This is a genomic window from Streptomyces sp. NBC_00569, assembly GCF_036345255.1.
Classification (GTDB): domain Bacteria; phylum Actinomycetota; class Actinomycetes; order Streptomycetales; family Streptomycetaceae; genus Streptomyces.
The window spans coordinates 1,946,140-1,971,651 of sequence record NZ_CP107783.1 but is presented as its reverse complement, the minus strand read 5'-3'; the positions used below and the strand labels follow the sequence as shown (position 1 = coordinate 1,971,651).

At 66.3% G+C, this 25,512-nt stretch carries 22 protein-coding genes and 5 pseudogenes; 12 read left to right on the top strand and 15 right to left on the bottom strand.

Going from position 1 to position 25,512, the window contains the following annotated elements; genetic code table 11:
- The first annotated feature begins 314 nt into the window (after positions 1-314).
- The 4 genes and pseudogenes from OHO83_RS09080 to OHO83_RS09065 all read left to right on the top strand — a co-directional run bounded on the left by OHO83_RS09080 (position 315) and on the right by OHO83_RS09065 (position 2,844).
- Positions 315-1,493 carry an NADAR family protein gene (locus tag OHO83_RS09080; protein ID WP_330279128.1) on the top strand — a complete coding sequence of 393 codons (1,179 nt, stop codon included), beginning with the start codon at positions 315-317 and terminating at the stop codon, positions 1,491-1,493.
- A pseudogene (locus tag OHO83_RS09075) lies at positions 1,460-1,688 on the top strand (IS5/IS1182 family transposase); the annotation flags it as partial. The gene OHO83_RS09080 and the pseudogene OHO83_RS09075, both read left to right, overlap by 34 nt.
- 11 nt (positions 1,689-1,699) lie before the next feature.
- A complete protein-coding gene (locus OHO83_RS09070) occupies positions 1,700-2,251 on the top strand; it encodes a hypothetical protein (protein WP_330279127.1) in 552 nt (183 codons plus the stop codon).
- A gap of 86 nt (positions 2,252-2,337) precedes the next feature.
- Positions 2,338-2,844 (top strand): NUDIX hydrolase, encoded by a 507-nt coding sequence (locus OHO83_RS09065; protein ID WP_330279126.1) that lies wholly within the window; start codon positions 2,338-2,340, stop codon positions 2,842-2,844.
- A 197-nt stretch (positions 2,845-3,041) separates the two neighbouring features.
- Here the strand turns inward: OHO83_RS09065 and OHO83_RS09060 are convergent, their stop codons facing one another.
- The 4 genes from OHO83_RS09060 to OHO83_RS09045 form a co-directional block, all read right to left on the bottom strand.
- Positions 3,042-4,748, bottom strand: a complete 1,707-nt coding sequence (locus OHO83_RS09060) for a hypothetical protein (RefSeq protein ID WP_330279125.1) — start codon at positions 4,746-4,748, stop codon at positions 3,042-3,044.
- A gap of 185 nt (positions 4,749-4,933) precedes the next feature.
- On the bottom strand, positions 4,934-5,614 hold the full coding sequence (locus OHO83_RS09055; RefSeq protein WP_330279124.1) for an HNH endonuclease family protein: 681 nt from the start codon (positions 5,612-5,614) through the stop codon (positions 4,934-4,936).
- Positions 5,615-6,575: 961 nt separating this feature from the next.
- Complete coding sequence (locus OHO83_RS09050; RefSeq protein WP_330279123.1) at positions 6,576-7,028, bottom strand: VOC family protein; 453 nt, start codon at positions 7,026-7,028, stop codon at positions 6,576-6,578.
- Positions 7,029-7,177: 149 nt separating this feature from the next.
- Complete coding sequence (locus OHO83_RS09045) at positions 7,178-8,104, bottom strand: immunity 49 family protein (protein WP_330279122.1); 927 nt, start codon at positions 8,102-8,104, stop codon at positions 7,178-7,180.
- Positions 8,105-8,370: 266 nt separating this feature from the next.
- Here OHO83_RS09045 and OHO83_RS09040 point away from each other — a divergent pair, with 266 nt between their 5' ends.
- Positions 8,371-8,577, top strand: a complete 207-nt coding sequence (locus OHO83_RS09040) for a hypothetical protein (RefSeq protein WP_330279121.1) — start codon at positions 8,371-8,373, stop codon at positions 8,575-8,577.
- 125 nt (positions 8,578-8,702) lie between these two features.
- Here the strand turns inward: OHO83_RS09040 and OHO83_RS09035 are convergent.
- The 3 genes and pseudogenes from OHO83_RS09035 to OHO83_RS09025 all read right to left on the bottom strand — a co-directional run.
- Positions 8,703-9,491 (bottom strand): annotated as a pseudogene (locus OHO83_RS09035) (methyltransferase domain-containing protein).
- A gap of 18 nt (positions 9,492-9,509) precedes the next feature.
- Positions 9,510-9,638: a hypothetical protein gene (locus OHO83_RS09030; protein WP_330279120.1), complete on the bottom strand. Its 129-nt coding sequence runs from the start codon at positions 9,636-9,638 to the stop codon at positions 9,510-9,512.
- Positions 9,635-9,883: pseudogene (locus OHO83_RS09025) on the bottom strand (IS256 family transposase); the annotation flags it as partial. The gene OHO83_RS09030 and the pseudogene OHO83_RS09025, both read right to left, overlap by 4 nt.
- A 78-nt stretch (positions 9,884-9,961) precedes the next feature.
- Here OHO83_RS09025 and OHO83_RS09020 point away from each other — a divergent pair.
- The 5 genes and pseudogenes from OHO83_RS09020 (at position 9,962) to OHO83_RS09000 (ending at position 15,356) form a co-directional block, all read left to right on the top strand.
- A complete protein-coding gene (locus tag OHO83_RS09020) occupies positions 9,962-10,534 on the top strand; it encodes a GNAT family N-acetyltransferase (RefSeq protein WP_330279119.1) in 573 nt (190 codons plus the stop codon).
- 33 nt (positions 10,535-10,567) lie between these two features.
- Positions 10,568-12,046, top strand: a complete 1,479-nt coding sequence (locus OHO83_RS09015; protein ID WP_330279118.1) for an oxidoreductase — start codon at positions 10,568-10,570, stop codon at positions 12,044-12,046.
- A 1,138-nt stretch (positions 12,047-13,184) separates the two neighbouring features.
- A complete protein-coding gene (locus OHO83_RS09010) occupies positions 13,185-13,664 on the top strand; it encodes a lactococcin 972 family bacteriocin (RefSeq protein WP_266677060.1) in 480 nt (159 codons plus the stop codon).
- 355 nt (positions 13,665-14,019) lie between these two features.
- The gene (locus OHO83_RS09005; protein ID WP_330279117.1) at positions 14,020-14,469 is read left to right on the top strand and encodes a hypothetical protein; all 450 of its coding nucleotides are present in this window, start codon (positions 14,020-14,022) and stop codon (positions 14,467-14,469) included.
- A 132-nt stretch (positions 14,470-14,601) separates the two neighbouring features.
- Positions 14,602-15,356, top strand: a pseudogene (locus OHO83_RS09000) (transposase family protein).
- 32 nt (positions 15,357-15,388) lie between these two features.
- Here OHO83_RS09000 and OHO83_RS08995 read toward each other — a convergent pair.
- On the bottom strand, positions 15,389-15,790 hold the full coding sequence (locus OHO83_RS08995) for a VOC family protein (RefSeq protein ID WP_330279116.1): 402 nt from the start codon (positions 15,788-15,790) through the stop codon (positions 15,389-15,391).
- 358 nt (positions 15,791-16,148) lie between these two features.
- On the opposite strand from OHO83_RS08995, the gene OHO83_RS08990 reads away from it, so the two are divergent.
- A complete protein-coding gene (locus tag OHO83_RS08990) occupies positions 16,149-16,913 on the top strand; it encodes a MerR family transcriptional regulator (protein WP_330279115.1) in 765 nt (254 codons plus the stop codon).
- Between the two features lie 146 nt (positions 16,914-17,059).
- On the opposite strand, the gene OHO83_RS08985 is transcribed toward OHO83_RS08990, so the two are convergent.
- Entirely contained in the window at positions 17,060-18,217 is a 1,158-nt protein-coding gene (locus OHO83_RS08985) for a pentapeptide repeat-containing protein (RefSeq protein WP_330280744.1), read from the bottom strand.
- Between the two features lie 633 nt (positions 18,218-18,850).
- Here OHO83_RS08985 and OHO83_RS08980 point away from each other — a divergent pair.
- A pseudogene (locus tag OHO83_RS08980) lies at positions 18,851-19,048 on the top strand (ATP-binding protein); the annotation flags it as partial.
- On the opposite strand, the gene OHO83_RS08975 reads toward OHO83_RS08980, so the two are convergent.
- The 6 genes from OHO83_RS08975 to OHO83_RS08950 all read right to left on the bottom strand — a co-directional run bounded on the left by OHO83_RS08975 (position 19,026) and on the right by OHO83_RS08950 (position 25,320).
- Positions 19,026-19,442, bottom strand: coding sequence for a pyridoxamine 5'-phosphate oxidase family protein (locus OHO83_RS08975; RefSeq protein WP_330279114.1), 417 nt, complete (start codon positions 19,440-19,442; stop codon positions 19,026-19,028). The pseudogene OHO83_RS08980 and the gene OHO83_RS08975 sit on opposite strands and share 23 nt — an antisense overlap.
- A gap of 125 nt (positions 19,443-19,567) precedes the next feature.
- The gene (locus OHO83_RS08970) at positions 19,568-20,407 is read right to left on the bottom strand and encodes an IS5 family transposase (protein WP_330279113.1); all 840 of its coding nucleotides are present in this window, start codon (positions 20,405-20,407) and stop codon (positions 19,568-19,570) included.
- Positions 20,408-20,711: 304 nt separating this feature from the next.
- Positions 20,712-21,215 (bottom strand): hypothetical protein, encoded by a 504-nt coding sequence (locus tag OHO83_RS08965; RefSeq protein ID WP_330279112.1) that lies wholly within the window; start codon positions 21,213-21,215, stop codon positions 20,712-20,714.
- Positions 21,216-21,249: 34 nt separating this feature from the next.
- The gene (locus OHO83_RS08960) at positions 21,250-22,107 is read right to left on the bottom strand and encodes an IS5 family transposase (RefSeq protein ID WP_443066035.1); all 858 of its coding nucleotides are present in this window, start codon (positions 22,105-22,107) and stop codon (positions 21,250-21,252) included.
- A gap of 307 nt (positions 22,108-22,414) precedes the next feature.
- The gene (locus tag OHO83_RS08955) at positions 22,415-25,012 is read right to left on the bottom strand and encodes an ATP/GTP-binding protein (RefSeq protein WP_330279111.1); all 2,598 of its coding nucleotides are present in this window, start codon (positions 25,010-25,012) and stop codon (positions 22,415-22,417) included.
- A gap of 11 nt (positions 25,013-25,023) precedes the next feature.
- On the bottom strand, positions 25,024-25,320 hold the full coding sequence (locus tag OHO83_RS08950) for a hypothetical protein (protein ID WP_330279110.1): 297 nt from the start codon (positions 25,318-25,320) through the stop codon (positions 25,024-25,026).
- Between the last annotated feature and the right edge of the window lie 192 nt (positions 25,321-25,512).

The following is a 25,512-nucleotide window of genomic DNA, read 5'->3' as shown; positions in this document are numbered from 1 at the left end:
CGAGCAGGAAGCGGGCCTGGACGATGGCGCCGGCGGCAGCATTTCGCGCTGGCTCTGAGCGGCGTGCGGCGGTGTTGGTCGGCGCCGCCGCACGGCGCGAGTTCCGCAGGGCGCGTTCAGCTCGAAGTTCTGGCGGCTGTTGTTGCTGGGACATACCAGAGGGGGCCGACGCTGGCAGAGCATTCGCCAAGAACCCTCGCACCACTCTGGCCGTCCTCGAACGTTCCACCTCAGTCCCTGACCGGGCAAGAAGCAGCGACCTGGGGACTCCCGCGCCACTCCCGTGATCGTCTCGCAGGCGATAGCGTGCGCCCATGACGTGGCGGGGACCGACATATCGGATGGTGGACAGAGAGAGGATCGATGGGGCCTGGTGCCACATCTGGCGGCGTTATCGAGCAGACAGTGAGTACTACCTCGACGACTTGATTGTCTTCGCGGACGGAGCGATCACCTGCGGAGAACGTACTGACCTGGCCGGCCTCGAGAAGATGCTGGCAACGGGCCGATTGGCAGTGACCAACCCTGAGACTCCAACGCTTCCCGACGAACCATCGAAGTGGGCCTCCCGTCACGGCGAACCGCTGACACCAGAGGGATTTCTTCTGGAAGTCACTGACCGCATCGAAGCACTCAATGAGCGACCAACTGCCGGGCAACGCTGCTGGGATGCGATCCGACGCTTTCAGCAGGAGCCAGCCGAGTCCACCCGAGCACTTCTCCGAGCGGCATATCTTGCGGTTCCATCATATCTTCGGATCTATGTCCTCGGAGATATGGACCTTCAGGACCGTCCCTTGCGGATCCTGCTCACGAACATTGGTGAGGCCGTCGACGGCGATGGCCCGGTAGCGACAGCGGAGATGCATCAGGACGTCCTGGACTACTTCAGCCACGGAAATCAGGGAGTCCAGAGCGAGCAGGAGCGGCGAGCCATCCAGCATGCCGACGATCCTTCAGGGCCCGGCCGACCGGCTCTCATCCTGCACGAAACCGTCTACCCACGGGGGTGGCCTGAGCAGCCGGGTCTGTTCATGCTCCGCAACGACTTCCCTGCACAGATCGTGTTCGCCGGCGAATCCTATGCGTCCGTGCTGCACGGGTACTGGGCGCTGTCGGCAGCCGACGGTTCTGACAGAAGCAGAATCCGGGATGCGGCCTCCGGCAGAGAGGCACACGACCTGGGTGGCCAGGCAACGCACCGGAGTGACTGGCCCAACGTTCGGCTCGCGGTCATGGCAGAGCTCCTTCGCGCGAAGTTCACTCAGCACCCTGAACTCGCCCAGGTTCTCGTTTCCACAGGGGACGCCAGGATCAGCTACACCGGCCTCTCGGACTCACCCTTCTGGAGAGACATCCCCGACGCTCGGGGACGAAACTGGATGGGGCGGTTGCTCGAGCTGACCCGCTCCGAGCTCGTAGCCCAGCAATTGCTCCGGCCCGAGGAACCAAGGTGCTGTGGCTCCAAAGCCGCCGCGTCACGCCTCGGATAGCCCGCAATGGCGTCGACTCCTCGGCCAGGCTCGGCCGACACCGCTGACCGGCGAACGGACAGTGAGCTGGCTCGGCGGCGTCCGCAGACTCCACCGCCGCCACGAAGGCAAGGTCGACCACTTCCTGCCTTCGCGGGTATCGCTGCAATCCGTATCTGCTACGGCCGTCTGACCAGGGGGCGCACCGCTCGCTAGCATCGCCCCTCATGATCGCAGTGGTCGTCACCATCGGGCTGGCGTTCGTCGGCTATGTCGTCACCTACCTCAACAGCTTGCGTTTATCGCAGCGTCAGGAACGTCTTGCTCGCGTGAATCGCCAGCTCAGCGACTTCAACGGTCCGCTGTTCGCCCTCACGGAAGCGAACAGCCGCACGTTCAGCGCGTTCGTGGAACGTCACGCTCGTCCCGGCGGAAAGTCGCCATTCGTTCATGAGCCCCCGCCCACTCCTGAAGAGCTCACCGAGTGGCGGCTGTGGGTCACTACCGTCTTTCTTCCGAACATCCAGGCAATGCGCGACCTGGTCATCAAACACGCGGACCTGTTGAGCGAACCAGCGATGCCGCCGCTTCTGCTCCAACTGTGCGCCCACGTGTCTGGCTATGAGATCGCAACTGCCCGGTGGGCGCAGGGACACCACGACCGGCACCTCTCGGTGGTGTCGTTCCCCAGCGAGGAGCTCGCCGCCTACGCGCTCCAGGGATTCTCCGCGCTGAAGAGAGAACAGGCCCGACTGTTGGGGCAACGGCAGGGGACTTGATCACTTGCAAAAGCATCGAAGGAGCTCAGCGCTTGAGGTCCGGCGTCGCACAGGCGCGTTCGCCTCGGCCTGACTAGCCTGCTCAAGTGCCCGATCAAGAGAGCTATCGCCGTCGTTCCGCTCGTGTACTGCTGATCGACGAGACGGATCGAATCTTGCTGCTGAAGTTCTTTCGCGACTCCGAGGACCCCGATGCCGGCCACGGGTGGATCACCCCCGGTGGGGGTGTTGAGGACGGGGAGACCCTGGCTGAGGCAGCGGTTCGGGAACTGCGCGAGGAGACAGGCCTGTCCGTGTCTCGGGAGGCTCTCGGGCCCAAGGTGGCGGAGACCTCCGGGTATGCAGACCTCGGATGGGCTGAAGGGATCTTTCGGGACGACTTCTTTCACCTTCGGATCGCGGCTCACCGGGTCGATATCAGCGGTCAGGACGCCCACGAGCGCAAATACCATGCGGGGCACCGTTGGTGGACGCTTCATGAGCTGGCTGTCAGCAGCGACACCATCTATCCGTTCGGCCTGGCCGAGCTTGCTACAGAGCTCGTTGCTGGGCGTATTCCGACTGAGCCGGTCATGCTGCCCTGGCACCACTGAGAGGGCAGTCATGAGGCCACCTTCTGCAGCACGCAGGGCTGTTGGGCGTGCATGTTTTCGGTGGTCGTGTCCCGGCCAAGATCACGTTAAGCAAACCTCTCTCCTGAGGCGAGATCTGCTGGGGCCACTCGTCCCCGGGCGCTCCTGGTCCCGGTGTCACCGCCGGCCAAGTAGCGGGCCCTGGCACTCGGTACGCGTCACGCCCTGAACCCGTCCGGGCGAGCACCGGGTGGGGGAACGACGGGACGGTAGGAGGCGTGAACGTCCGCCACGGCTTTGCGCCAGGCCGACTGGGCGGCCGAGCCGTCGCCGGCGTGCTGGTAGCAGGGGTCCGGCTTCCCACCGTCGTCAGTGACCAAGGCGGTCAGCGAGTGGGTGGAGCGTGAGCGGGCGGACGCGACCTCAAGAGCGTGCCGCTGCTGTTCCTTGGTCAGCTCGGACAGCCCCTTGACCTGGGAGCACAGACGGTTCCAGTCGATGGTCGCGCCGAGCCGGGCAGTGTGTTCGAGGACATCGCGTGCCGCGTCCGCCACGGCGTCGATATCGCTGGGGATGGCCACCGGGGCAGACGCGGGGCGCGGGCCGCCGCTCTTTCGCTGCCCTGTGACCGAAGGGCGTGCGGAGGGCTGTGAGGCGGCGTGTGCGGGAGGCTGGGAGGCTTGCGCGGCAGGCGCAGTCGGCGGCTTGGTGGGTGCTGCAGTCGCAGGATTGGTGCGCTTTCTCCAGACGCTGATCTGTTTGCGCTGCGTCTGGGTCAGCCAGGGCCCGGCGACACGGGCCTTGTCCTGCAGTTGGTTCACCAGACGCTGTTGCTCGCCGGGACGCAGGTGGCTGCGCCGCCGGTCGAGAGTGTCCAGGAGGTCGGCGACCGCCTCGGCCGCCTGCCCTGCGCGGCTCTTGCGGCGCCGGCCGGTGTGGGAGACATGGCCGCGCCGCGACGCGGGAGGCGGCGGGGCACTGACGCCAACACCGCGTTCCCTGCGCAGGAGCACGTCCGAGGCGCGGCGCAGCAGGGCGTTCTCCTCGGCGCTCGCGCCGCCGCGGGTGACTGTCTCGGCGCGGGTGAGGCAGTGGCGCAGTTCGCTGCTGGTGTGCTCGCCCTCGACTGCCTGGTGCAGGGCGCTGAACGCGGCCTGGCGGTCATCCGACGCCTGCGGCGCGGCCACCGGCCGGACGGCTGTGCTCTGGGCCGGCACGAGGCGGTGCGGGAAGACAGCAAGCGGGCGAGTGCTGCTGCGCAGGCGGCGGACCTCCTCGACCGCGGGCGTGGACAGACCCCACGGCGTGAGGCGGCAGGCATCCAGGCTGAACCACTCGGTGTGGCCGTGCAGTTGAGTGCCGATCATGACGCGGCGTCCGGTGCTGTCCGTGTCGCAGCGGATGCGCAGCACATAGCCGTCGAGGGTGAGCCGCCGCGGATCGTGCGCGACGTGCGGGCCGAGTATCAGCTGAGTGCCGTCCCCGGGTGCGTCAAGCACGGAGTCCTGGTCCAGCAGAACCCGCAGGCAGCCGTGACCGTCCGGCTCGAACAGCACCTCGCTGCCCAGCCGTTCGGTGTCCTGGGGCAGGTGCGCGCTGGCGCCGATGCCGTGGCTGCCCAGCCAGGCGAGGATCTGCTGCTTGATGTAGAGGTGATCGGCGCCGGAGACGCCCACCGACGCCCTGCTGCATGGGAGACGTCCGGGGCCAGGGACATGGGCGAAATGGGCGACGCGGTCAGCGTAGGTCTTGATGGTCAGACGACCCTTGCATCCGCCCAGCCACTGCCCGCACCAGAACGTGTCCCCGGCGTGGGCCTGGCGGAACAGGATCGCCTGGCCACCTTGCATCGGCAGCAGGACGGGTATCTCCGATTCCGCACTGCCCATCACCGCGGTCTGCACAAGGCGCTGGTCTTGAGGCACGCACGCCACCTCCCATACCGATTGGTTCGTGGTCTGCAGTGTCCTTCCCTCCACGGCGGCCGCGGAAGAGCGCAAAGCGGGGTGCGCCGGCCAGGGGTGAGCTCAGGCGGCTGGTTCATCGCGGACGCCAATGAGCCCCCGACTCATGGCGAGGGCTCAGCCGAACGGCGCAGTTGCGCGCGGTGCTACCTGGCGAGTGTCACCTTCACCGGCGCGTTCGGGCAGCGGGCAGCGTTCTCTGCAAGCGCCGCTTGCTCTGCAGGGTCGATGGCGAGCTGCCAGCGCACCTTCACGACAATCCAGTCCCGCACGTACGCGCAGCGGTCGCCCTCAGCCGGCGGCATCCACGTCGAGGGGTCCTGGTCGGCCTTGCTCCGGTTCGACTTCGCCGACACGGCGATCAGGGAACGATCGTCACCCAGGTCGTTGGCGTAGGCCTGGCGCTCTGCCGCGCTCCACTGTGAGGCGCCCGAGTCCCACGCTTCGGCGAGCGGCACCCGGTGGTCGACATCGAGGCCACTGGCTCCGTCGATGTAGTGGTCGTCGTACTCCGAGTACCAGCGCCCGCCGGTGAGCTTGCACTTCGGGCCCTGCTCAGGGGTCATGAACGCCTCAGCCTTGAGGACTTCCGCCCGGGTGTTGCAGCCGTCCTTGTCGGCATCGATCCAGTGCTTGAAGCTGGTGCGCTGGTAGCCGGTGCGGTCCTCATCCTTGACCGGCAGCGCCTTAAGGGCGAACCGGATCGGGGTGGTGATGACATCACCGGGGCTGCCGAACGGGCCGGGCGCCGCCTGCGCGGCAGCGGTGGGGATGGCGAGCGCCGTGACGGCGGCGAGCAGTGTCGCGGTGAGGGCGAAGGTGCGCACGAGACTCCTTGAAGATCGCGAACAGAACGTGATCTTCGTAGCGAGTTCGTGGCACGCGACGTGCCGTACACGGCGCGTATGTCACTCGTGCGAGGGGTAAATCGGATCACCGTGGCAGCCGCTTAAGACCCGTAGTGGCTCCCACAGCTCCTTTCGACGTGACGGTACATAGCCGAACCTGAGATCCACGCCGGGGGCGACGCGGGCATCCGCGCTGAGGTCGCCCGGCGAGCACGTACGTCTGACGGCGGAGCCCGCAGGGGCAGGGCATCGGCGTACGCGGACCCGGCCGCCGCAGGGGCTGCTATCTCATCGGCCTCGGATCCGTTGCTGACGGCGTACGGTATGTCATCGAACTGGACGTGCCCATACCGCCGTTGCCCACCTGGATCGCATCCCCGCTCATGAAGGCTGGCCGTGTCTGCACCTCGTGATGTTGAGGCCATCGCCCGGGCTTCCGGGTACGTGAAGCACGGCATCAATCACTGGGCGGCACCTTCGCCGAGTGCGTGTGCCGCAAGCAGCCCTGTGGCGGCGTCGCCGGCGACGACCAGCGGCGGGAGTGCCCGGAGCACCGGGCGTGAGCCTGTACAGGTATGGCACTGGGCTGTGGAGTGCCCGGCCCGGTGAACGAAGGACGGCCCCGCGCGCGGTTGCGTGGGTGCGCGGGGCCGTTGGGTACGTCGGGGGCGGACGTCCTGGCGTCGACACTGAAGAGGGCAACTGATCTGATTCACGGGTGGTTTGGGGTGCTCGCTGTGACCGAGGCGACGGCGGATCGTTGCGTTGGCGTGCGCTGGTCGCGTGACGAGTTGGGCAACCCTGTTCGAGGTGTAGCGAGGCCCCGTCGCGACGGGGGATGCACGACGGGGCCTCGTGGTCAGGTTAGGTCAACCGCGGTCCCTCGGCTTGCTGGGACGGGCTTCTCCTCAATGCCCGGACACGGCTGTGTCAGGGGCCACTAGCTTGTACCGGCGGGCGGGTCGGCGTAAACGCCCTGCAGCATGCCGGTGGCCTGCCCGACTTCAATGAGATAGCCGTCCGGATCGCGCAAGTAGCACCGCAGCTCGGCCTTGCGATCGATGGGTGGCGTGAGGAACTCGGCGCCCTTCGCACTCCACTCTCGGTGACATGCCTCGATGTCGGCGACACGGAGGTTGAGGAAGCTGCTGACCGTGCTCGGGTCGGTGGGCGGGCGCAGGGTGACGTCTGGCTTGTCCGGGGTGGGGCCGCCGCCCGGATTCATGATGATCCATCCATTGGCGAGCTTGATGGTGCAGGGGTTCTCCTCGAGCACGACCTCACCGCCGAGAACGTCGGCGTAGAAGGCGCGAGATCGGGCTACGTCGGCCACTGTCAGAAAGTGAGTGAGGAGGAGCCCGGAATCCGGGGCAGGAAAACCGTCACGTTGCATGCAAGGCCTCCAGGCAAATCGGATGTTTCCTTGCATAGTGATGGATGGATGTCCGTGAGCACGCATGAACACGGCCGGGAGGGGAGCCGGCGGTCGGGCGTCAAGACTCATGCTGAGGCAGCACCCCAGACAGTGGTGAGAGCGCAGGTTCAGTCACTGGTCGACGGCGCGCTTTCGGGGGCGCTCAGCATGGCCTGCGGCAGGTAAGCAGATTGGACGCGCAAGTCCCAGCTGTGTACTTGGACTGCCAGGGCGGCCAGGGCGATGGTCTTGTGCGGCAGGAGGCTGCGGGGCGCCGCATCGCAGGGTGCGCTCTCCCGGTGCTGGACAAGACGATGCTCCAGGGCCTGTTCGAAGGCCAACTGGTCATCCTCCAAAAGCACATGCAGGAGGCGCTGATCTGGCGTCAGCGCATCGAGAGTATCCAGCTGCCGCTGTGCATCGGCGCGCACGCCGGCATTCGGCTTGCACAGCGTCACCGACGGCCAGTGACGGGGCAGATGCCCTTCGGCCTGCGTGAGGTAGCCGCACAAGGCGTCCATCTCCGCCAGCTCGCCCGGGTCCGACTTCGATGCCCGCTTCGAGTGCGGCACACCGTTACGGATGTCAGGCGCATAGTCGCCGCGCAGCAGCAGTCCGATGACCAGGTGCTGTTCCCAGATCATGCCGCTGATCACAGACAAAGCGAACGCGTCCAGCCAGGTCCTCGCGGTCGCCGCCTGCTCCACCACAGCCTCGAAGTCGGTGTCCTCGCTGCTGAGCTTCTCGTCAATGAGAGTGAAGGAGATCTCTTGGTCGCCGTTGGGGTAGCAGCCCAGGCTCAGGAGTCCCAGAGCGCACTCGGCCGTGGTGCGCAGGACGATGTGTGACGGGGCAGTGCCGGGCTCGGGTTCCGTCACCGTGCGGGCGGCTATGTGGTCGAGGAGCTCGTCGCGCATTCCCTGCAGCTCCTCATCGGAGTAGCAGTCGTATTGCATCGTGTGCCAGCGGCCGCGGGCCCGCCGCCAGATGTTCTCCAGTGCCTGTTCGATCCGCGGCTCACTCACGTCATGCCGGGCTACGTTCTTGATCGTCATGAGCGACATCCTGGCAGCCGCCACCGACACCGCATGTATCCGGCCGTGACCACGCCTGAGGAGCCTGGTAGTTGCAGGGAGCAGCTCCGCACGGCTGGCGAACCAGGCAGAGGTTGAAACTCGAGCCAGGGCCTGTCCGACGGGTCGCGCCGCCGGCCCCGCATCCGACAGTGCTGTCACCTGAATGGCGCAACATGACGTGCCACCTGCATGGCGATTAAGCTGATTAGTGCCCCAACCGGGACAATCCGTGAAAGGGGAACTAAATGCGCATTCGACGAATCCTTCCCGCCGTCGTCGCCACGGCAGCCCTCGCCGGACTCGGCCTCACGGGCGTCGCCAGCGCCAGCGCCGCCGCACAGGGTGCCCCAACCGCCGTCACGCCTTCTGAGTGCAAGCAGGCCGGCGGGATGCCCGATCTGACGGACAACCTCTGCAAGGGCGGTATGCACAACGGGGAGGCGGTCGACTAAAACCCCACAAGGCGCCCCGCAGACACGCGCCGCGGGGCGATCCGGCGCAAGCGCAGCCGGGAGAGTCGCAGGGACTGCGCCGACGCTTCATCGAACGAGGCCCGAGCGGCCGGTGGCATGGAGTGTCAGGCCGCCTTGCGGCCCCATGCGGTGATCAGCGGTGCGAGCATGAGGTCCAGGTCGCCGTGCGCGAGGTTCGCGAGATGCGTCTCGATTTATTCGGCCGTCGCCAGTTCCGCGGCCAGGAGCCGGTCGCGGACGTGCTGGACGGTAGCCGCCTCCAGGACCGCGCACGCGCGTGACGCCATAGGGAAGTAGGCCTCGGCGCCAACGTCCGTCGGGCCTGACTCACGCAGCAGCCGGGGCAGCGTACGACCGTATGCGAGGTCCGCCCCGCGCTCGGCCATCAGCGTTCGGATCCGGGTGCGCAACCGGTTCGCCAGGGCTTCCTCGGGGCCGCGCTCGTCCGGGCAGGCGAGTGGCTGCAGGCCTGGGTCCCCGTCCTCGATCACCAGCCGTCCGCCCGGCCGGAGCGCACCGATCATGACACGCATCGCGGCCGCGCGATCCTTCAGGTGGATCAGAACCAGCCGGGCGTGGACCAGGTCGAACGTCTCCGCCGGCGGTGGGTCGCGGATCACGTCGTGCCGGCGTACCTCGAGCGCGCGCCCGGCCGCGGGCTCGGCCCACGACACGTCGATGTCCGTGGCCAGCACCCGGCCGCTGGGCCCCACGCGCTCCGCCAAGTCGCGTGGCACCGAGACGCCGCCGGCACCGACCTCCCAGCACCGCCATCCTTCACCGAGCCCCAGGTCGTCGAGGTGACGAAAGGTCCACGGGTCGAACATCTCGGCGAGCGCCGCGAACCGTTCGCCGGCCTCCGGGCGACGGTCGTCGAGCAGATAGCGGTTCACCGCAGCAGCATGGCCCGGTCAACGCCTTTGCAGGTAGCAGGCGTTGACGAACGTCACGGTCGGCTCGTACTGCGGGCCGTCGCCGAACGGCAGGAGACGTCCGTCGACATCCAGGACCAGCAGCGGGCGTTCCCTTGACTCGCTCATGCCACGACGACCTGTTCACGCTCGACCAGGACGCCGCGTTCGAAGCGGGCGCCGCTGCGGACGAGGGCGGCGAGGCGGGGTGTGGTGATCGCCCGCCGGCGGGCCTGTGCGGACCCGGTGAGCTCGAAGACCATCGCCAGGGCGGCAGCCGAGCTGCCGGCGCCGCGGGTGACCCAGCCCCTCAACTCGACGGTTTTGAAAGTGGATTCGATCGGATCGGTCGTGCGCAGATGCACCCAGTCGTCCCTGACGGATCATTCTGCGGACCAGATGGTGTGCAAAGGCCGTTGCGTGGATGCCGGCACTACACCGAAGATCCCTGGATGAGCAGCAGCACGTTCGCCGACCTTTCCCACAAGCCAGTTCTCACTGGCGAGAAGGCTCTGTTGCGCCCCTTCACCGAGGCCGACGCGACCGCCATCGCCGAGATCATCGAAGACCCTGAGGTCATCCGCTACACCTTTGAACCCTCCGCTGAGCTCACTGTGGAGCGACTGCGGGCCTGGTACGGATCACGTGGTGAGCAAGCCGACCGGCTTGATCTCGCAGTTACCGACCGCGAGACGGGAGCTGTAGTCGGCGAGGTCGTCCTCTATGACTGGAATCCGGCTCACCGCAGCTGCGTCTTCCGGACCCTGATCGGCCCTGGCGGGCGGGGCAGAGGGCTGGGCACCGAAGCCACACGTCTCATCGTGGGCTACGCCTTCGAGCAGATTGGCCTGCACAGAATTCAGCTGGACGTGTACTCCCACAACCACAGAGCACGGCGGGTCTACGAGAAGGTGGGCTTTGTTGAGGAAGGCACGCGACGGCAGGTACAGCTGCGTGACGGTGCATGGCTCGATGAGGTAGTGATGTCGATCCTCTCCCACGAATGGGACGTTCGAGGCAGATGAATCACAGAGGTTACTCGAGCTTAGCCTTCTGGGATGTACACGTACGAGGAACTCACGTCGTCAGAGCGCCAGGTGTGGGATGCCTACCCCGCTGGGCACCTGGTGGACTTCCGGACGGGTGGTGCGCAGGACGCCCCCGACAACGGCGAAGATTGGGGCGTCGAGCGGACGATCAGGGCTACCGTCGTAGCCACCCTGCTCCTCGGCGGAAATCCAGGACAACCTGGAAATGTTCCTGCGTTGCGGCTCGCGGGTGCCCGAATCAGTGGCGCGCTCGACCTGAGCGAAGCCGAGATCGGGCACGGGATGTGGTTCGAGGGGTGCTGGTTCGAGCAGGACCTCAATCTGTTCGGAGCCGAAACCCGGACGATCGAGATCACGGACAGCAGGCTTGCGGGACTCACCCTGACCATGGCCCGTGTGGCAGGCAGGGTCGTCCTTCGCCGCACGGTCCTGAACGGCAGACTCTCGTTGATGAACGCGCGCCTGTCCGGCGAGCTGAAGCTCAGAGACGCGGTCGTCTCACACCCCGGCGACTGGGCTGTCTTCGCCGGCGGGCTCGTCATGGAGGCCGGACTGTTCTGCCGTGGAACCACCGTGCACGGCGGTATACGTCTCCCGGGCGCTCAACTGCCCGGCGGCCTACACATGGAACAAGCGCAACTACACCACCCCGATGGCGTGGCGCTCCTCGCCGACCAAGCAGTGGTGAGCAGCATGGCGCTGTCCCAGGGCTTCACGGCCGAGGGAACGGTCAGCCTGCGGGGCACGCAGATAACCGACCAGCTCACCCTCGACGGCGCCACCTTACGGGCCCGCGGTACGGCGCTGGACTGCGCCCGAATGCAGGCAGGAATCTTCGTCTTCACCCCGGCCGAGCCGCCGTCCGGACAGGTCGACCTGCAGAATGCCCAGGCCGTGACCGTCCACGACCAAGAAAGCTCCTGGCCGGAGACTGTGCGACTGCAGGGGTTCACCTACGGTTCCTTCCATGAGAGCGGTGATGTCCACGCGGTGTCGGTGGAGCGCCGCCTGGCATGGATACGACGGCAACCCAACTACGCCGCCCAGCCCTACGAGCAACTTGCCGCTTGGTACCGGGTGATCGGCCACGACGACGACGCCCGACGAGTCCTGTTGGCCAAGCAGCGCCAACGCAGAGGGACCCTCGGCCTGCCCTCCCGCCTGTGGGGCCACCTCATCGACGCCACCGTCGGCTACGGCTACCGCCCCTGGTTGGCAGGCGTGTGGCTCGCCGCTCTCGTACTGCTCGGGACCACGATCTTCGCCGCCCACGCACCCCGGCCGACTCAACCCGGCCAAGTTCCACCCTTCAACCCGTTCGTCTACACCCTCGACCTGTTGATCCCCATCGGTGGTCTCGGCCAACGCACTTCCTGGTACTGGATGGGAGGAGCGACTGCTTGGCTGTCTTACGCCCTCATCGCCGCCGGCTGGATCCTGACGACTGCGGTACTTGCCGGTATCACCCGCACCCTGAGCAGGAACTGATCCTTCTAGCGGCCAGTTGGCGGGGCAGAGGCCGCGGGACGGGCACAGCTCAAAATGGAGGGCCGTGCCGCGGCATCGGCCTTCGGTGCCACCGCGCTGATGATGAGATCGCCGCGGCAGTGCGAGCGCTGCGCGAGTCACTACGAGCAGCACGGCCAGCGATGCCGCTCTGCTGAGCGAGAGCCCAGGCAAAGCGCTGTTCGTAGATCGCCGTCACTTCGCCCTTCGCTTGTCCGGCGAGGGGCGTTGCACATTCGGCAGGCCGCCCCGCACAGCGTTGGTCGGGGTCCCGGATCAGGAGGCCGGCAACTGGCCCAGGCGGCGTCCGCGGTCGGCGGCAGCTGCCACGAGCTGGGCCAGTTCGCCGTCGCCCTCGAAGGTCCGGGCCCTTCCAGCCGGGAGGGGCTGCGACGGAGGTGAAGCTAATCTGGGTGCGGTAGCGGGACGCGGCTCCGTACAGGGTGTTCAGCGCAGTCAGTGCACCGACATTGAGGGCGCCAATGCGCACCAGCCACACATCGCGGCCCGGGTCAAAGAAGCCGACGGAACGCAGGAGTTCGAGCTGTGCGTGCCAGGCTGGTCCGTCGGCGGGTGCGGCATGACAGGTGGCCTCCAGAAGCCACCGGGGTGAGGCCGTACGGGAGGACGTAGTCGTGGTGCTGACCGTATCCGGCAGCACTGACAAAGAGGCTCTTCAGACGGTGGCCCGAGCATTGATCCGGCGTGGGTCACCGCAGCTGTGTCGGATCCCCCGCCCCGGTTTGTTCATCAGGCACGTCTACGAGGAGATCGCGCCATACGAAGGGCATGGCAGGGCGGATCGCTGGTACGCCAAGGTACTCAGCTGAAGGCCACGAAATCGAGATCCAGTAGCGCTGTGACCTCAAATGCACGGGTTAAGCACGCGAACGCCGACGGCAATACGCGAGGGCCATTTCAAGCCAACAACACCAATCAAGCCCACAGAGGCCGAAAGTTGCGAGCTCAACAATTATCGACCCTCGCTACGCTCCAAAGCGTACGTAGCGGACGCAGGGAAGATTTACGCCATCTTTAATGTGACATTGACTTTCACTGGAGCTTCACTCATGATCAAGCTCGAACTTCCACACGGGGAGTTTCATGAGGGGGATCCATAGTGAAGAAGTTTGCCAAGTCAATAGCCCTCGGTTTCGCGGGTCTCGCCCTTGCGGTGAGCGGCTCCACAATGTCTTCGGCCGCGGAGGCGCCCGAGGCGACGGGGAATCCCTATAACGCCACCATCGAGTACCACACGCGTGGCGATGGCACGCAGCCGCCCGCAGAGCTGGGTGACCCGAAGGAATGGGGTGTGGCGGAGTTCGAGATGGACCCCTCGGTCATCCGCCCGCAGGTCGAGGCGTGCACCAACCCGGACAGCGGCGGCAAGTGGTGCTACGGCTGGTACCTCACGGGCGCGGCCGCAACCGATAAGTACTGCTACTCGAACTACGCTCACCAGACGAAGACCCACAAGTCTTCGGTGAACATCGCCAATGTGACGGTTTCCAGCGGGTGGGTGTCCAAGGGCTCGACATCCAACGCCCACCGGACCACGGGCGCCGCGTACACCTGCAAGACGTACTACGCTACCAAGTAGTAGCGGTTCACTGATCCGTTCCAGCGGGGACCGTTGACCGGATCAAGAGTGGTCGCTCATAGGCCGTGGAGCCACACGTAGGCCGTGGAGCCACACGGCCCATGAGCGACCGCGCGTCGCGATCCTCGGTATCGAACCCCCCACGGAATGAGGGTCTGAAATCGCCAGCCTTCTGCGCACCTACGTCATACCAATCGCGGCATCTCTCGGGACCGGGCTGCTGCTTGGCCTCATCGGCCCCGCCGCCGGCAAGGGAGGCAACGGCCTCTGCATTGCCCTGAGCCTCATCTTTTCCGGTGGGTGGCCCTGGGCCTGCTACGCATTTTTGGTGGGCTATTTTAGCCTCGCTAAAAGAATGTCCGCCCTACTGTCTTTCACAGGACTAACGGTCGCCGTCGTAGCGTATTACACGTTCAAGCACCTCTACCCGACCGTTCCACCGGGAACTCACGGTACGGTTGGTGAAGGATTTTCCTCGGGGATTTTCCTCTGGGTACTGTTCGCCCTTATTCTTGGCGCACCGATGGGTCTCGCAGGCTACCTTGCCCGACGGCATGACTTTTTCGGCCTCCTGTGCCGAATCTCCGTCCCCTTGATCGCCTTCTTTGAGACCAACATGCGTCTCCGCGCCGAGGCAGACGGGCAAGGCCCCGTTGTCATCGCCACCTGGACCACCGTCCAGTACGCATCCGCCGCAATCGTGCTGGCCCTGATCGGCCGCACCGTCTGGACCTCTGTGCGGAATCGGCGCGCGCCAGAGAGCGACGACACCTACCACGCGATGAGCCCCAACGAGCACGTCTAGCACCCGTTGCGGGTCATTGAGCCTCTTCCAACCTCGCGGTGAGGTCCGCCAGTTGGCCCGCCCTGCAGCATGAAAAAGCTCCTGGTAGACGGTGTCACGACCAAGATCCACGTTCCCCGCCAGGAGCTTCGCTTGCTTGTCTATCCGTCGGCGATCGATCTGTCCACCCGCACCTTGCGGTACCCGACCGGTCAACTCGCCGCTCGCAGACGGCAGATCGACACACGATGGAGACGGCTGACCGCGGGCCGCCAGGCCCTGCTCGCTCTGGCGCACCTGAGGTGCGGTGACACCTCCGCCCAACTCGCCGCCGGGTTCGGCATCGGGATCGGGATCGCGACCGTGTACCGCTCATGCGCGAGGCCGTCGCCGTGCTGTCCCTGCTCGCCCCGTCCCTCGCCGAGGCGAACAATACGGGAGGAGGCGTTCGTCATCCTCGACGGCACACTGCTGCCTATCGACCGCATCGCCGCCGACACCCCGTACTACTCCGGGAAGCATCAACGACACCGCTGAACCTCCAGGCCCTCACCGACCCGTTCGGACGGCTGCTCCGGGCCTCGTCGGCGCTGCCCGGCTCGACTCACGATCTGACCGCAGCCCGACAGCACGGCATCATCGAAGCCCTCGCCAAGGCGGGACTCAAATGCTGGGCGGACAAGGCGTATCAAGGAGCCGGCGGACTCGTACGGGTACCGTTTCGGGGCCGTCGCCTCAAGAAATGGAAGCGCCGCCACAACACCACCCATGCCAAGATCCGCTGCGTCGGCGAGCAGGCCATGGCCACCCTGAAGGGCCGGCGCCTCCTGCGGAAGCTCCGCTGCAGCACCAACCGAATCCCCGATGTCGTGAAGGCCGTCCTCGTCCTTCACTTCGCATCAGCGTGAGATTGGAAAACGCTCAGTTTCCGTCCGTATCGTCATTTGGCGATCTCCCAGATGTGTCCGCCGGGGTCACGGAATGAGGCGGTGCGTATGCCCCAGGGCCGATCCATCGGGCCGTTCAGCAGCTTCACACCGCGCGCTGCCAGCCTCTCGCACGTCGCGTCCACATCACCGACAGTCAAAGTGAGTTGGAACCGGGAACCGGCGTCGGGGGCTCCAACTGACGCAGGGTCAATCAACCCTGGCGCCTCAGCGCTCTTGAGGAGATTGATCAGGGTGTCGCCGAAGCGGAAGACGGCGGAATTGGCGTTCTCGAAGTCCACCGGAAGGTCGAAGACCTCTCGATAGAACACCTTGGTCGCTTCAAGATCTTCGGTGAACAGAGTGATAGCGGTGATGCCACCGGGCCACGGACGTTCGTTCATGATGTCAGTCATGGCCCCGCATGATCCTCTGGCTGACCTTTGATGCATAGGGGCACGGTCGAAATGTCGCGAAACCGGATCCGGATAGCCTTCCGTTAACTTGATCTTTAACGTCCGTCGTCGAATGACGGGTCGAACTTGATCACTCGGTTCGGTAACCGGCCCGCGCCAAGACGGGGCCAGCGACCGATCGGTGACTACACGCCGCCAGAGAATGCCATCGCCTCGGCGCTGACGGACGTCTGCCTCGGTCTCGTGTCTCTGGGTACCTTCTGTCCAACAGGGCTTCGGGCTTGTGCTTTCCGTTGCGGCAACTTCTACGGTCGTGTGTGTGGCCGGAGAGACCGGCCCGGCGAGGGAGGCACCGGCAATGGCCTGGTCGATCGCGGAGGTGGCGCGGATGTCCAAGGTGACATCGCGGACGCTGCGGCATTACGACGAGATCGGCCTGCTGCCGCCGGCATGGATCGGGAGCAACGGTCACCGCTATTACGAGGAGGCCGATCTGCTGCGGTTGCAGCAGATCCTGCTGATGCGGGAACTGGACCTGGGGCTGCGCGAGATCCAGGCGGTCCTGGACAGTCAGCTCGACCAGGTGGCCGTGCTCCGTGAGCATCACCAACGGCTGCTCGCGCAACGGGACCGGCTGGAGACGCTGGCCCGTACGGTCGGCCGCACCATCGCCGAACTGGAAGAAGGCAAGGACAAGGGCCATATGACGAAGATCAACAGGCCGGCGAACCTGTTCGAGGGGTTCCAGCCCCCCTCCGAGGCAGAGGCCGAGGTACGGGAGCGGTGGCCGCAGGAGTGGGAGCAGTCCCGGCAGGCCGTCGAGGCGATGACCTCCGAGGACACGGAGCGCTGGCAGCGTGAGGTGACGGCGCAGATGATCCGTATGGCGGAGTTCATGGTGGCCGGCACGCCGGTATCCGATCCAGCGGTACAGGCCGAGGTGGGCGCCAACTACCAGGGCATCTGCCGGTTCTGGACCCCGACGGCGGCCGCGTACAAGGGAGTGGGTCAGACCTATGTCGATGACCCGCAGATGCGGGCCAACTTCGACAAGATCGCCGACGGTCTCGCCGTCTACCAACGTGATGCGATGACCGTGTACGCCGATGCCCGGCTGAGCTGACCGCATGCAACTGACGACCTCGGGAGCGATATCAACTCCCGTACCCGTCCGGCGGCCTGGGCCCCTGTGCGATCAGGACGCCCGTGGGAGAAGTGACGCCGGTCAGGCGGATCACGGTCGCCGCAGACTTGACCGGCGCGTCTGGGTCAGGGAGTGGAACGCAGCGGCGGTGCCTGCCACGTCATCCCCGGCGGCTGGAGCAGGGGCGAGGGCTCGGGGCCGGGTTCATCGGTGTCGACGACCCCGGCAGCCGTATGGTCGAAGTCGGCGGGCCAGCGGGTGTGCTCGCTGGCCAGGGCGCCCCTCAGGCGTGCTTCGGCAAGGTTGGCGGTCCTCAAGTCACAGCCGCGCAAGTCAGCCATGCGCAGGTCGGCCCGGTGGAAGACCGCGCCGTGGGCGTCGGCCTTGCGCAGGTTTGCCTCGCGCAGGTCGGTCTCGGTGAAGTCGGCGTCACGCAAGTCGGTTTCGACCAGCTTCGCGCCCCGCAGGTCGGCCAGAATGCAGCGAGCCCGGCGGAGAATTGCAGTCGTGAGGTCGGCGTGCCGCAGGTTGACCGAGACCAGCGACGCCTGGGTCAGATTGGCGTGGTAAAGGCCCGCCGCCTCCATGCAAGCGCGGTCGAAGTTGACCTCTGGGAACCACAGCCCGTCGCAGTCGGCCCGCCGCAAGTCGGTGATGCTGAGATTGACCCAGGACTGCTCCCGATGCTGGCACAACACGCCGAGCGCGGTCAGCGCCACCTGGGCGTCGGCGGCGCGAGTCTCCAAGGGCGCGATTGCATTGATGGGCACGTCTGCCGCCGGTGATTCCGGCCCGACGGGTGGCCAGGGCAGATGTGTACGCAGATACGCAGCCTGGATGGAGATGATGGCTTCCCGGTCGCGGGCGGACTGCTCCGCGATCCGCCACAGCGCGTGCAACCCGCCGATGCGCACATCCAGCTTGTCGCTGCCCAGCTGGTCGACGGCCCGGCTGAATCGGTCGGTGACGTAGCCCTCCTGGGTGGCGCGCAAACTGTCCTGACTCACCCGCAGTTGCCGCCACGTGGCGTACGCGCCGAAGAGCACGACCAGGCCACCGACCACCTGCAAAAGCGTCGTACGGACATCGTTCACCGCCTTCAGCCGATCCTGCGCGGCAACGCTCGCCCCGGCGAGATCGTGGTCGACCACCACACCCGGCAGTACGACGAACACCGTGCCCAAAATGACCAGCCCCGCCGCCCCGGCCAGCAGAGCTGCGACTACACGATGCCTGACCAATCCATCGCGCCATGCCCGCCGCACGCGATCCGGCTCCCCCATCCCCATGGGCACGAGAGCCTAGGCGCCGTTCAGCAGACGATCAAGAGCGTCATGCCGTCGGCCCGTGACACGAGAACAGCCATACGAGGCCTGTGAGTTGTGACGTAAGCCCGGGACCGTGCGGCCCGTTCCCATCCTGCGCTGTCCGGCATCTCTCGGCACACTTCGGCGAGCTGCTCCAAAAAACACGCGCCCCCGGTGGCAGGCGGCGCGGGAGTCGGCGCTGCACGAACAACGTACCTGTGACGTTGTCCAGCGGCCCCGGCATGACGTCTTCCAGCGGCCCCAGTAGATGGGGCTCGCGGGTGCATTGAGGGGTGGTGACGGGGCGAAGTGTCCCCACCCCGGCTCTTGCGGTGAGACGGTTCCTGTGGTCTCCGGCAGGGGCCGTGCTGTGGATGTCTATGTCCAAGCAAGAGCTGTTCGCCCGGATCCGGCGGGACAGCTGGCAGCGGCAGATGTCGATCCGGGCTCTGTCGCGGAAGTACGGCGTCCACCGTCGGCTCGTACGCGAGGCTCTGTCCTCGCCGGTGCCCACTCCGCGCCGTCGGACAGTGCGGACGTCACCTCGGATGGAGCCGTACAAGAAGACGGTCGACGCCTGGCTGCGGGCTGATCTGGAGGCCCCGCGCAAGCATCGCTTCCAACGAGGCGTTCACCGGCTGGAGCCGGACCTTCACCGACCCACGGCTCTGCGCAGCGATGGTGGACCGACTCACGTTCAACGCCACCATCATCGAGACCGGAACCGAGTCCTACCGCCTGGCCCGCACCAAGGCGCAGAAGAACGACGCCGCGAAGCACACCGTCACGACGCCACGGAGTAGCTGAGGTCCGTCGCGGTAAGCGAGGCAGGCATCAAACGCAGCCACATCGTGCCTCGTTCGCCCGGATCACCGTGCAGGTAGTGCACGAAACGCTCGTCCCACAGAGCCTCGTCCGCCCCCAGATAGCGAACAAGCTTGCGCCGCCCCCGCGGCACATCGAAGGGCACAAGCTCGGCCTGGCCCCGAGCGATCACCTGCCGGACACGCCCCGTCACGAGATCGCACTCGTCCACCACGAGGGCGACGTTCGGGTCACCCTTCACCCGGTCGAACAGCCGGGCCCACGGGCCCGTCAAGGTCCAGAAGGCTCCCTCTTCCCAGAGAAACCAGACAGGACGCACCGTCGGCCCGCTCGTCGCGATACGAGCGGTGAGCGGCCGCTGCAGGAAAGCGTCCACATCAAAACCAGAAGATTCCACATCGCCAATCTTCCGCTTCCGCCGGTCACTTCACCACCGACCTACGACCTACGACCAAAGCCTCAAAGAGTGTTTTGTCCTGGTGAGGTTGTTTGGTTCGAGGTTCAGGTGTTGCGCCAGTTCGGGGTGGATTCGCGGGTGAGGCGTCGGCTCATGAGGTCGATCATCGCGACGTGGATTATGGCTTCGGAGCGGTGGGGGTGGGTTTCGTAGTCGCGGGCGAGGCGGCGGTGGTGCATCAGCCAGCCGAATGTCCGCTCAACAACCCAGCGTCGGGGGATGACTTTGAATCCTTTGACGCCGGGGTTGCGTTGGACGACCTCGACGTCGATGCCGAGTGTGGCGCCGTGGTCGATGGCTTTGGTGCGGTAGCCGGAGTCGGCCCATGCCTTGGTCACGCGGGGGTTGGTGGTGGCGATGTGGGACATCAGGTGCATGCCTCCGACGTTGTCGGAAACGCTCGCCGCGGTGACCCACACAGCCAGGAGCAGGCCGAGGGTGTCCACTCCGATATGGCGCTTGCGGCCTGCGATTTTCTTGCCGGCATCAATGCCCTGGCCGGCCGCGGGCACGTTCGCGGAGGTCTTCACACTCTGTGCGTCCAGTACGCATGCAGTCGGCTCTCTGTCGCGGCCATCGGCCTCGCGCACGAGACGCCGCAGGAGACCGTTGAGTTGGTCGAAGACGCCTTCTTTCTGCCAGGCGGCGAAGTAGCCGTAGACCGTTTCCCAGGGTGCGAAGTCATGCGGCAGGTAACGCCATGGAATGCCGGTGCGGTCGACGTAGAGGACGGCATCCATGATGCGGCGCAGGTCATGCTCGGGTGGTCGGCCGATGGTCAGGCCCTTGCTTTTCCGGTTGGTCCGCCAGGTGGTGAGTGTGGGCCCGATCAGTTCCCAGCGGGCATCGGAGAGGTCGCTGGGATACGGGCGGTGTCGTGTCATGTTTCGGTAGTACCGGCGAGCAGGTCGTCTCCACAGGGCGCAAACAACGTCAAGCGGGGGCGCGTTGGGATCAGACGGGAGCGACCAGTGAGAGTCGGCCCTTCGGAAGATGACGCTAGCCCCATACGCCGCGTTGAACTCGTCTACCTCGCACATCCCTAGCCAGCCCGCACCCCAAAGCGCCACCAAACAACCTCACCAGGACAAAACACTCTTTCAGACCGCGTTTGAGATCTGGCCAGCCCAGGTTGTGTCGACGCGTTTGTTGTGCTCACTGTTGGCAGATGCCTCGGCAGGTCACCAGTCAGCTGAAGCCAAGTTCGGTGAAGGCGCAACCCCCGCGTTCGACGTAGGGCAATGCCTGCCGGGATATGAGCCTCGGAATCTGCCGGAAGTACTGCTGGAAGCCCGAAGCCCGGAACTTCAAGTCAAACGTGTGGCCGTCGATGTGCCAGAGCGGACAGTGTGCAAAGTCCGGGCGGGCATCATTCGGCACCAGCCGGTGCACCCTGTCGACCTCCAAGTCCAGGGCTAGCCCCTTAAAGTCGAGGTCGCCCTCAAGGTCGAAGACATCTTCGAAGACGAGTGTCGCCGGAGAGACCCAGAACGAAAAGTGTGTTGCGGGCGGGACCGGGTGGACCCAGCGGACGATGTAGTCGAGGTCGAGGAGAAGACGCGGCAGGATGTCTTTGGTCGGTTGGACGGACAAGCCGTGGATGGTGGCGTCATGCCACCCCATGTCTTCGAAATCTGTGTCGCTCCATGTGCTCTTGGAGAGACCTGAATCCTCGTGGCTACCGTTGCCCATGTCCGAATCCAACCAGACACCTCAACGGAAGCACTCACAGGCCAGGCTTGGACGAGAGGGGACGGGGTCCTGGGCGTGAGGCTGGCCGGCCTCGAGTGAGTCGACGGACCATGATGCCGATCATCGCCCAGCGAATCATGGTCTCGGACCGGGCCGGACTGGTTTCGTAGTCGCGGGCCAGGCGCCGATGGGAGGTGATCCACGAGAGTGTGCGCTCGACGGCCCACCGCTTCGGCTGGACCTGGAAACCGCGCTGGCCCGGGGCCTTGCGCACGATCTCTAGCTCGCGGCCGAGGACGGTACTGGTCCACTCCACGAGGCGTCCGGCGAAGCCTTGGTCGGCCCAGATCTTCTGCACGCCCGGGTGTTCCAGGCGGATCCACAGCAATGAACGCTTCGCGCCGTCACGGTCCTGGATGTTCGCTGCGACCACGTGCACCGCCAGAAGCAAGCCGAGGGTGTCCGTGACGATGAACCGTTTGCGGCCCTTCACTTTCTTCCCCGCATCGAACCCTCTGGTTCCCATGGGCACTGTGTCGGCAGACCGAACCGACTGTGAATCGATCAGGCCCGCGCTTGGCTCGGTGTCGCGCCCGACGGCATCGCGCACTTTGTCTCGCAGGGCGTCGTGGATGCGCTCGACAGTGCCGTCGTCGTGCCACCAGGTGAAATACCAGTACACCGTCGGCCAGGGCGGAAAGTCCTTCGCCAGCTGCCGCCAGGCACACCCGGTCCGCACCACGTAGGAGATCGCGTCCACGATCCGCCGCCGCGGGTGCTTCTCTCGCCGCCCGCCCTTCGGTCCCACCCTCGCCGCTGGCAGTAACGGCTCGATCAACACCCACTGCGCATCCGACAGATCTGACGGATACCCGCCCTCAGAACCACTCACCCAAGGCTCAACGGCCTCTCCAGCCAAGGGATACGGCAGATCTCTAACGCGGTCTCAGACGCCCCGAGCCCCCCCGGAGAGGAGCCCGAAGAACCCCTCAAGTGGTCCCAGCGCAGGCCATCCCCGGGGCCACTTGAAGACGTCCAGGAGGCACAGGATCTTCATCTACTGGGGCCGCTGGAAGACGCCATGACGGGGCCGCTGGACAACGTCACAGTCAAACGGCGTGGCAGAGCCCGCAGACGGGACGCTGACGCCGGCGGACCCAACCAGCGGCTTTGTCAACCTTGTGCGGCTGTCTGGTTCTTCAGTTGAACGGTTTGCTGAGGGCAGTGACGCCTGTGGCCGGCGTCGCCCTGGTACCCGGTGTGGCGCAGGCTGGGGGCGTGGTCTGGCCGAGCTGAGCGCGCACGTGGTCGGTCTGGGCCGCAGCGCGGGTGCTCTGTTCGGTCAGTGGGCGACTGCCGGCGCCTCTGTGTGCGGCGTTGACCAGAGCGGGGACGGCCCTGGGGCGGGCCAGGTTCTTGAAGTCGTCGTCGAGGTGGATGCCGTGCAGGCGCAGCGGGCCGATGCGTTGGCCGTTGACGGTGAACGAGGCGTAGTGCTGGTAGCGGGGCAGCGCGATCACCTGCTCGGGGCTGGGCTTGTCGCCCCACTCTGCGGTGATCGAGGCGATGACCTTGCGGGAACCGGTGGTCGTGGCGAGGGATGAGGAGTTCTGCAGGAGTGCGTCGCGTACCGCCTGCGGCAGGCGTCCAAGGGCCTGGGTCATGCCGTGGATGCGCACCTTGAACTTGCGGAGGTCTTCGAACATGGCAGCCAGTGACTCGGGCGCGCTGCCGGCGATGGTGATCAGTTCGTCCAGGTAGGCGCGGAAGGGGACGCGGTCACCGGTCGGGGTGTCTCTTCGGGAACGGCCGGCACGGAGCAGTTCGTGTGCGATCAGGGAGGACAGGAGGCGGTCGGTGGGGCTGTTGCCGGCCGTGCAGACCCACACGATCCGCCTGTGGTCCATGGCGGTGCGCAGGTCGAAGTGACTGATGGGCTGACCGAGGAAGGCGTAGTAGACGGGGTTTGCTGCAAGGCGGGCGAGCGGGTTGAGGATGATGCCGAACGCGTCGAAGGACAGGGTGGGGAACACCGTGGTCCACCAGCTGGTCGTTTCCTCGCCGAGGTCGCCGAGCACGGTGCGAAGAGCCTGGGCGCGGAAGTTGTTGTCGGTGAGCAGGGCCCGGATGTGGAACACAGTGGCCTGGGCCTGAGGCTTCCCGTTGCGGCAGGCGCGGCTGTTGAGGGCGGCCAGGACCTGGACGCAAGCGGTGAGAATGGTGATGCCGCGAGGGGTCTGGGTGTCGTCCCAGCTCATGCCTGCGGCCAGGCCGTCGACGACGGAGGCGACGACATCGTGCCGGGACCGGGTGTGACTCATGTCGAGCAGATTCCAGCTGCCCACAAGACCCGCGCCGACGCCAGGATTGAGGTCGATGAGCTGGATACGGTCCATGATGTCTAGGTGGGCGAGGTAGGGCGCGGCGCGGTCCCAGGAGTCGCGGTGCGGGTCCACATACAGCAGCCCGCCACCCGCGTGAGCGACCATGATGGCCTGCGCGAGCGCGCGTTCCGTCTTCCCACCGCCGGCCTTGCCCAGCCCAGTCTCGAACAGCGTCTCCTCCTCGTAGGTAGCGATCAGACGCCGCGTGCCATCCGCCTCTACGACGGCGCCCTGCAGCAGCAGTTCGCTCATCTTGTCGGCCTCGAACGTGGGAAGCTGGGCGGGCAGCAGCGGCAGACGGCAATGCACCGTGGGCGGCTTGAGCAACCCGGCGAGTTCCGGCAGCCGGGCCAGGTTCGCGCGCGGCGGGCGACAATGACCGCAGTCCCACCGGCGCTGCCAGCCCGACTTGAACGGCCACTGATCGGGCCCCCAGCACCAGCCCAGCAGACGGATCCCGCGCGGCACAAGTCGCACCTCACTCGTGAACACCTGCAAGCCTGCCCCAACTTGGGACGCCAGCGCCCTGGCACGGCCTTCCTGATCGGACGCGCAGCGAATCAGGACCTGCACCCTGGCCAGGGGAGCATCGCTAGCGAGCTTGCCGAGGGCTTTGTCCCGGTCAATACGCCGGACCTGCGGCACCACCACAGGAGCGGTCCTCATGTCGCCGCGCGCGAGAGCACGCAGGGAATCAGCGGCCGCAGTGGCCTCCCGGCGCGACCACCGAGAGACGACACCGGCCTCCCTCTGCTCCTCACCGCGCGCCCGCCGAACCAGCTGCAGCCGCTGCAAACGCAGCGCCCACCGCGGAGCGGGCTGCACATCGACACAGATCTCCACCAGGTCACCGAGCTCCGCCTTCAGCGCGGACACGGCGTCCACGATCGGCTGCAGCGGATCAGGGTCAAGGGGCACCTTGCGCAGGTAGGCCGCCGGATTACCGCGCAGCACCATCTCCGAACGCACCTCGAACTTGCGACTGTCATCCGGGACGCCGGCCGCCCGATCCAGGGCACTGATCGTCACCGCGTCACCGAAAGAACTGGTGCGCAGAAACTTCTGCGCACCCGCAGGCCCTTCCAACTGGTAGGCCAGCGGATGGTGTTCGTCCGAACGCAGCCGGATGCGTATCGTGCGGCTGCGCTTGGGCGCCCACCAAGGCAGCGTGTTCGCGGCCTGCAAGACCGCCATCCCCTGCCGCAGCACCCGTTCCTCATCCGGATCGAAGTACGGGGCGGGTGTCACCTGCAGCACGCACCGCTCGCGCGAGGCCTTCGCCGCCACCTTGCGCACGATCACCTCCCACCCGGCCCACCCCGCCAGGACCACGGCAAACAGCGCGTACCAGTGCACGAACAACCACCACAAGCCGTGGACGAGCCAGAAGGTGACATCGACGGCGTCGGGCAAAGCGAGGCCTGTCATGACGTGGTGGTGAGGGGCAGGGGAGTCCATGTGCCATCTCCTCGAGCATGGTGGAAGACGATGTCCGTGACACGGCCGGCCGTGTAGGTCCCGCCGCGGTCCGCCCCGGCCCACACCAGATGCACCACCGCCCGGCCCGCACGCCTGCCCTGGCGGGCGATGACAGCCTGGATACGGATCCGAGTGAACGCCGGCGCCACCACGCCCGCACGCCCGGCCTTCTGAGGGAAGGCAGCAGGGAACTGGCCGCGACCGAGACCGGTGACGTCGGCGAGCAACACCTTCCTGCCCATGGCGCGAAGGATCGTCTCCTCCTCGCCAGGGAGGTCGGCAGGCCAGGAACGCTCCAGCAGCTGCTGGATAGCCCGGTCACCGGCCACCCCCTCGCCCCGAGGCAGCAACTCACCGGCCGACCTGGAGGCTGCCCCCGACGCAGAGACGGAGCCCGAGGGCCCGCCGGCAGGCTGGACGCCAGAGGGTGGGGA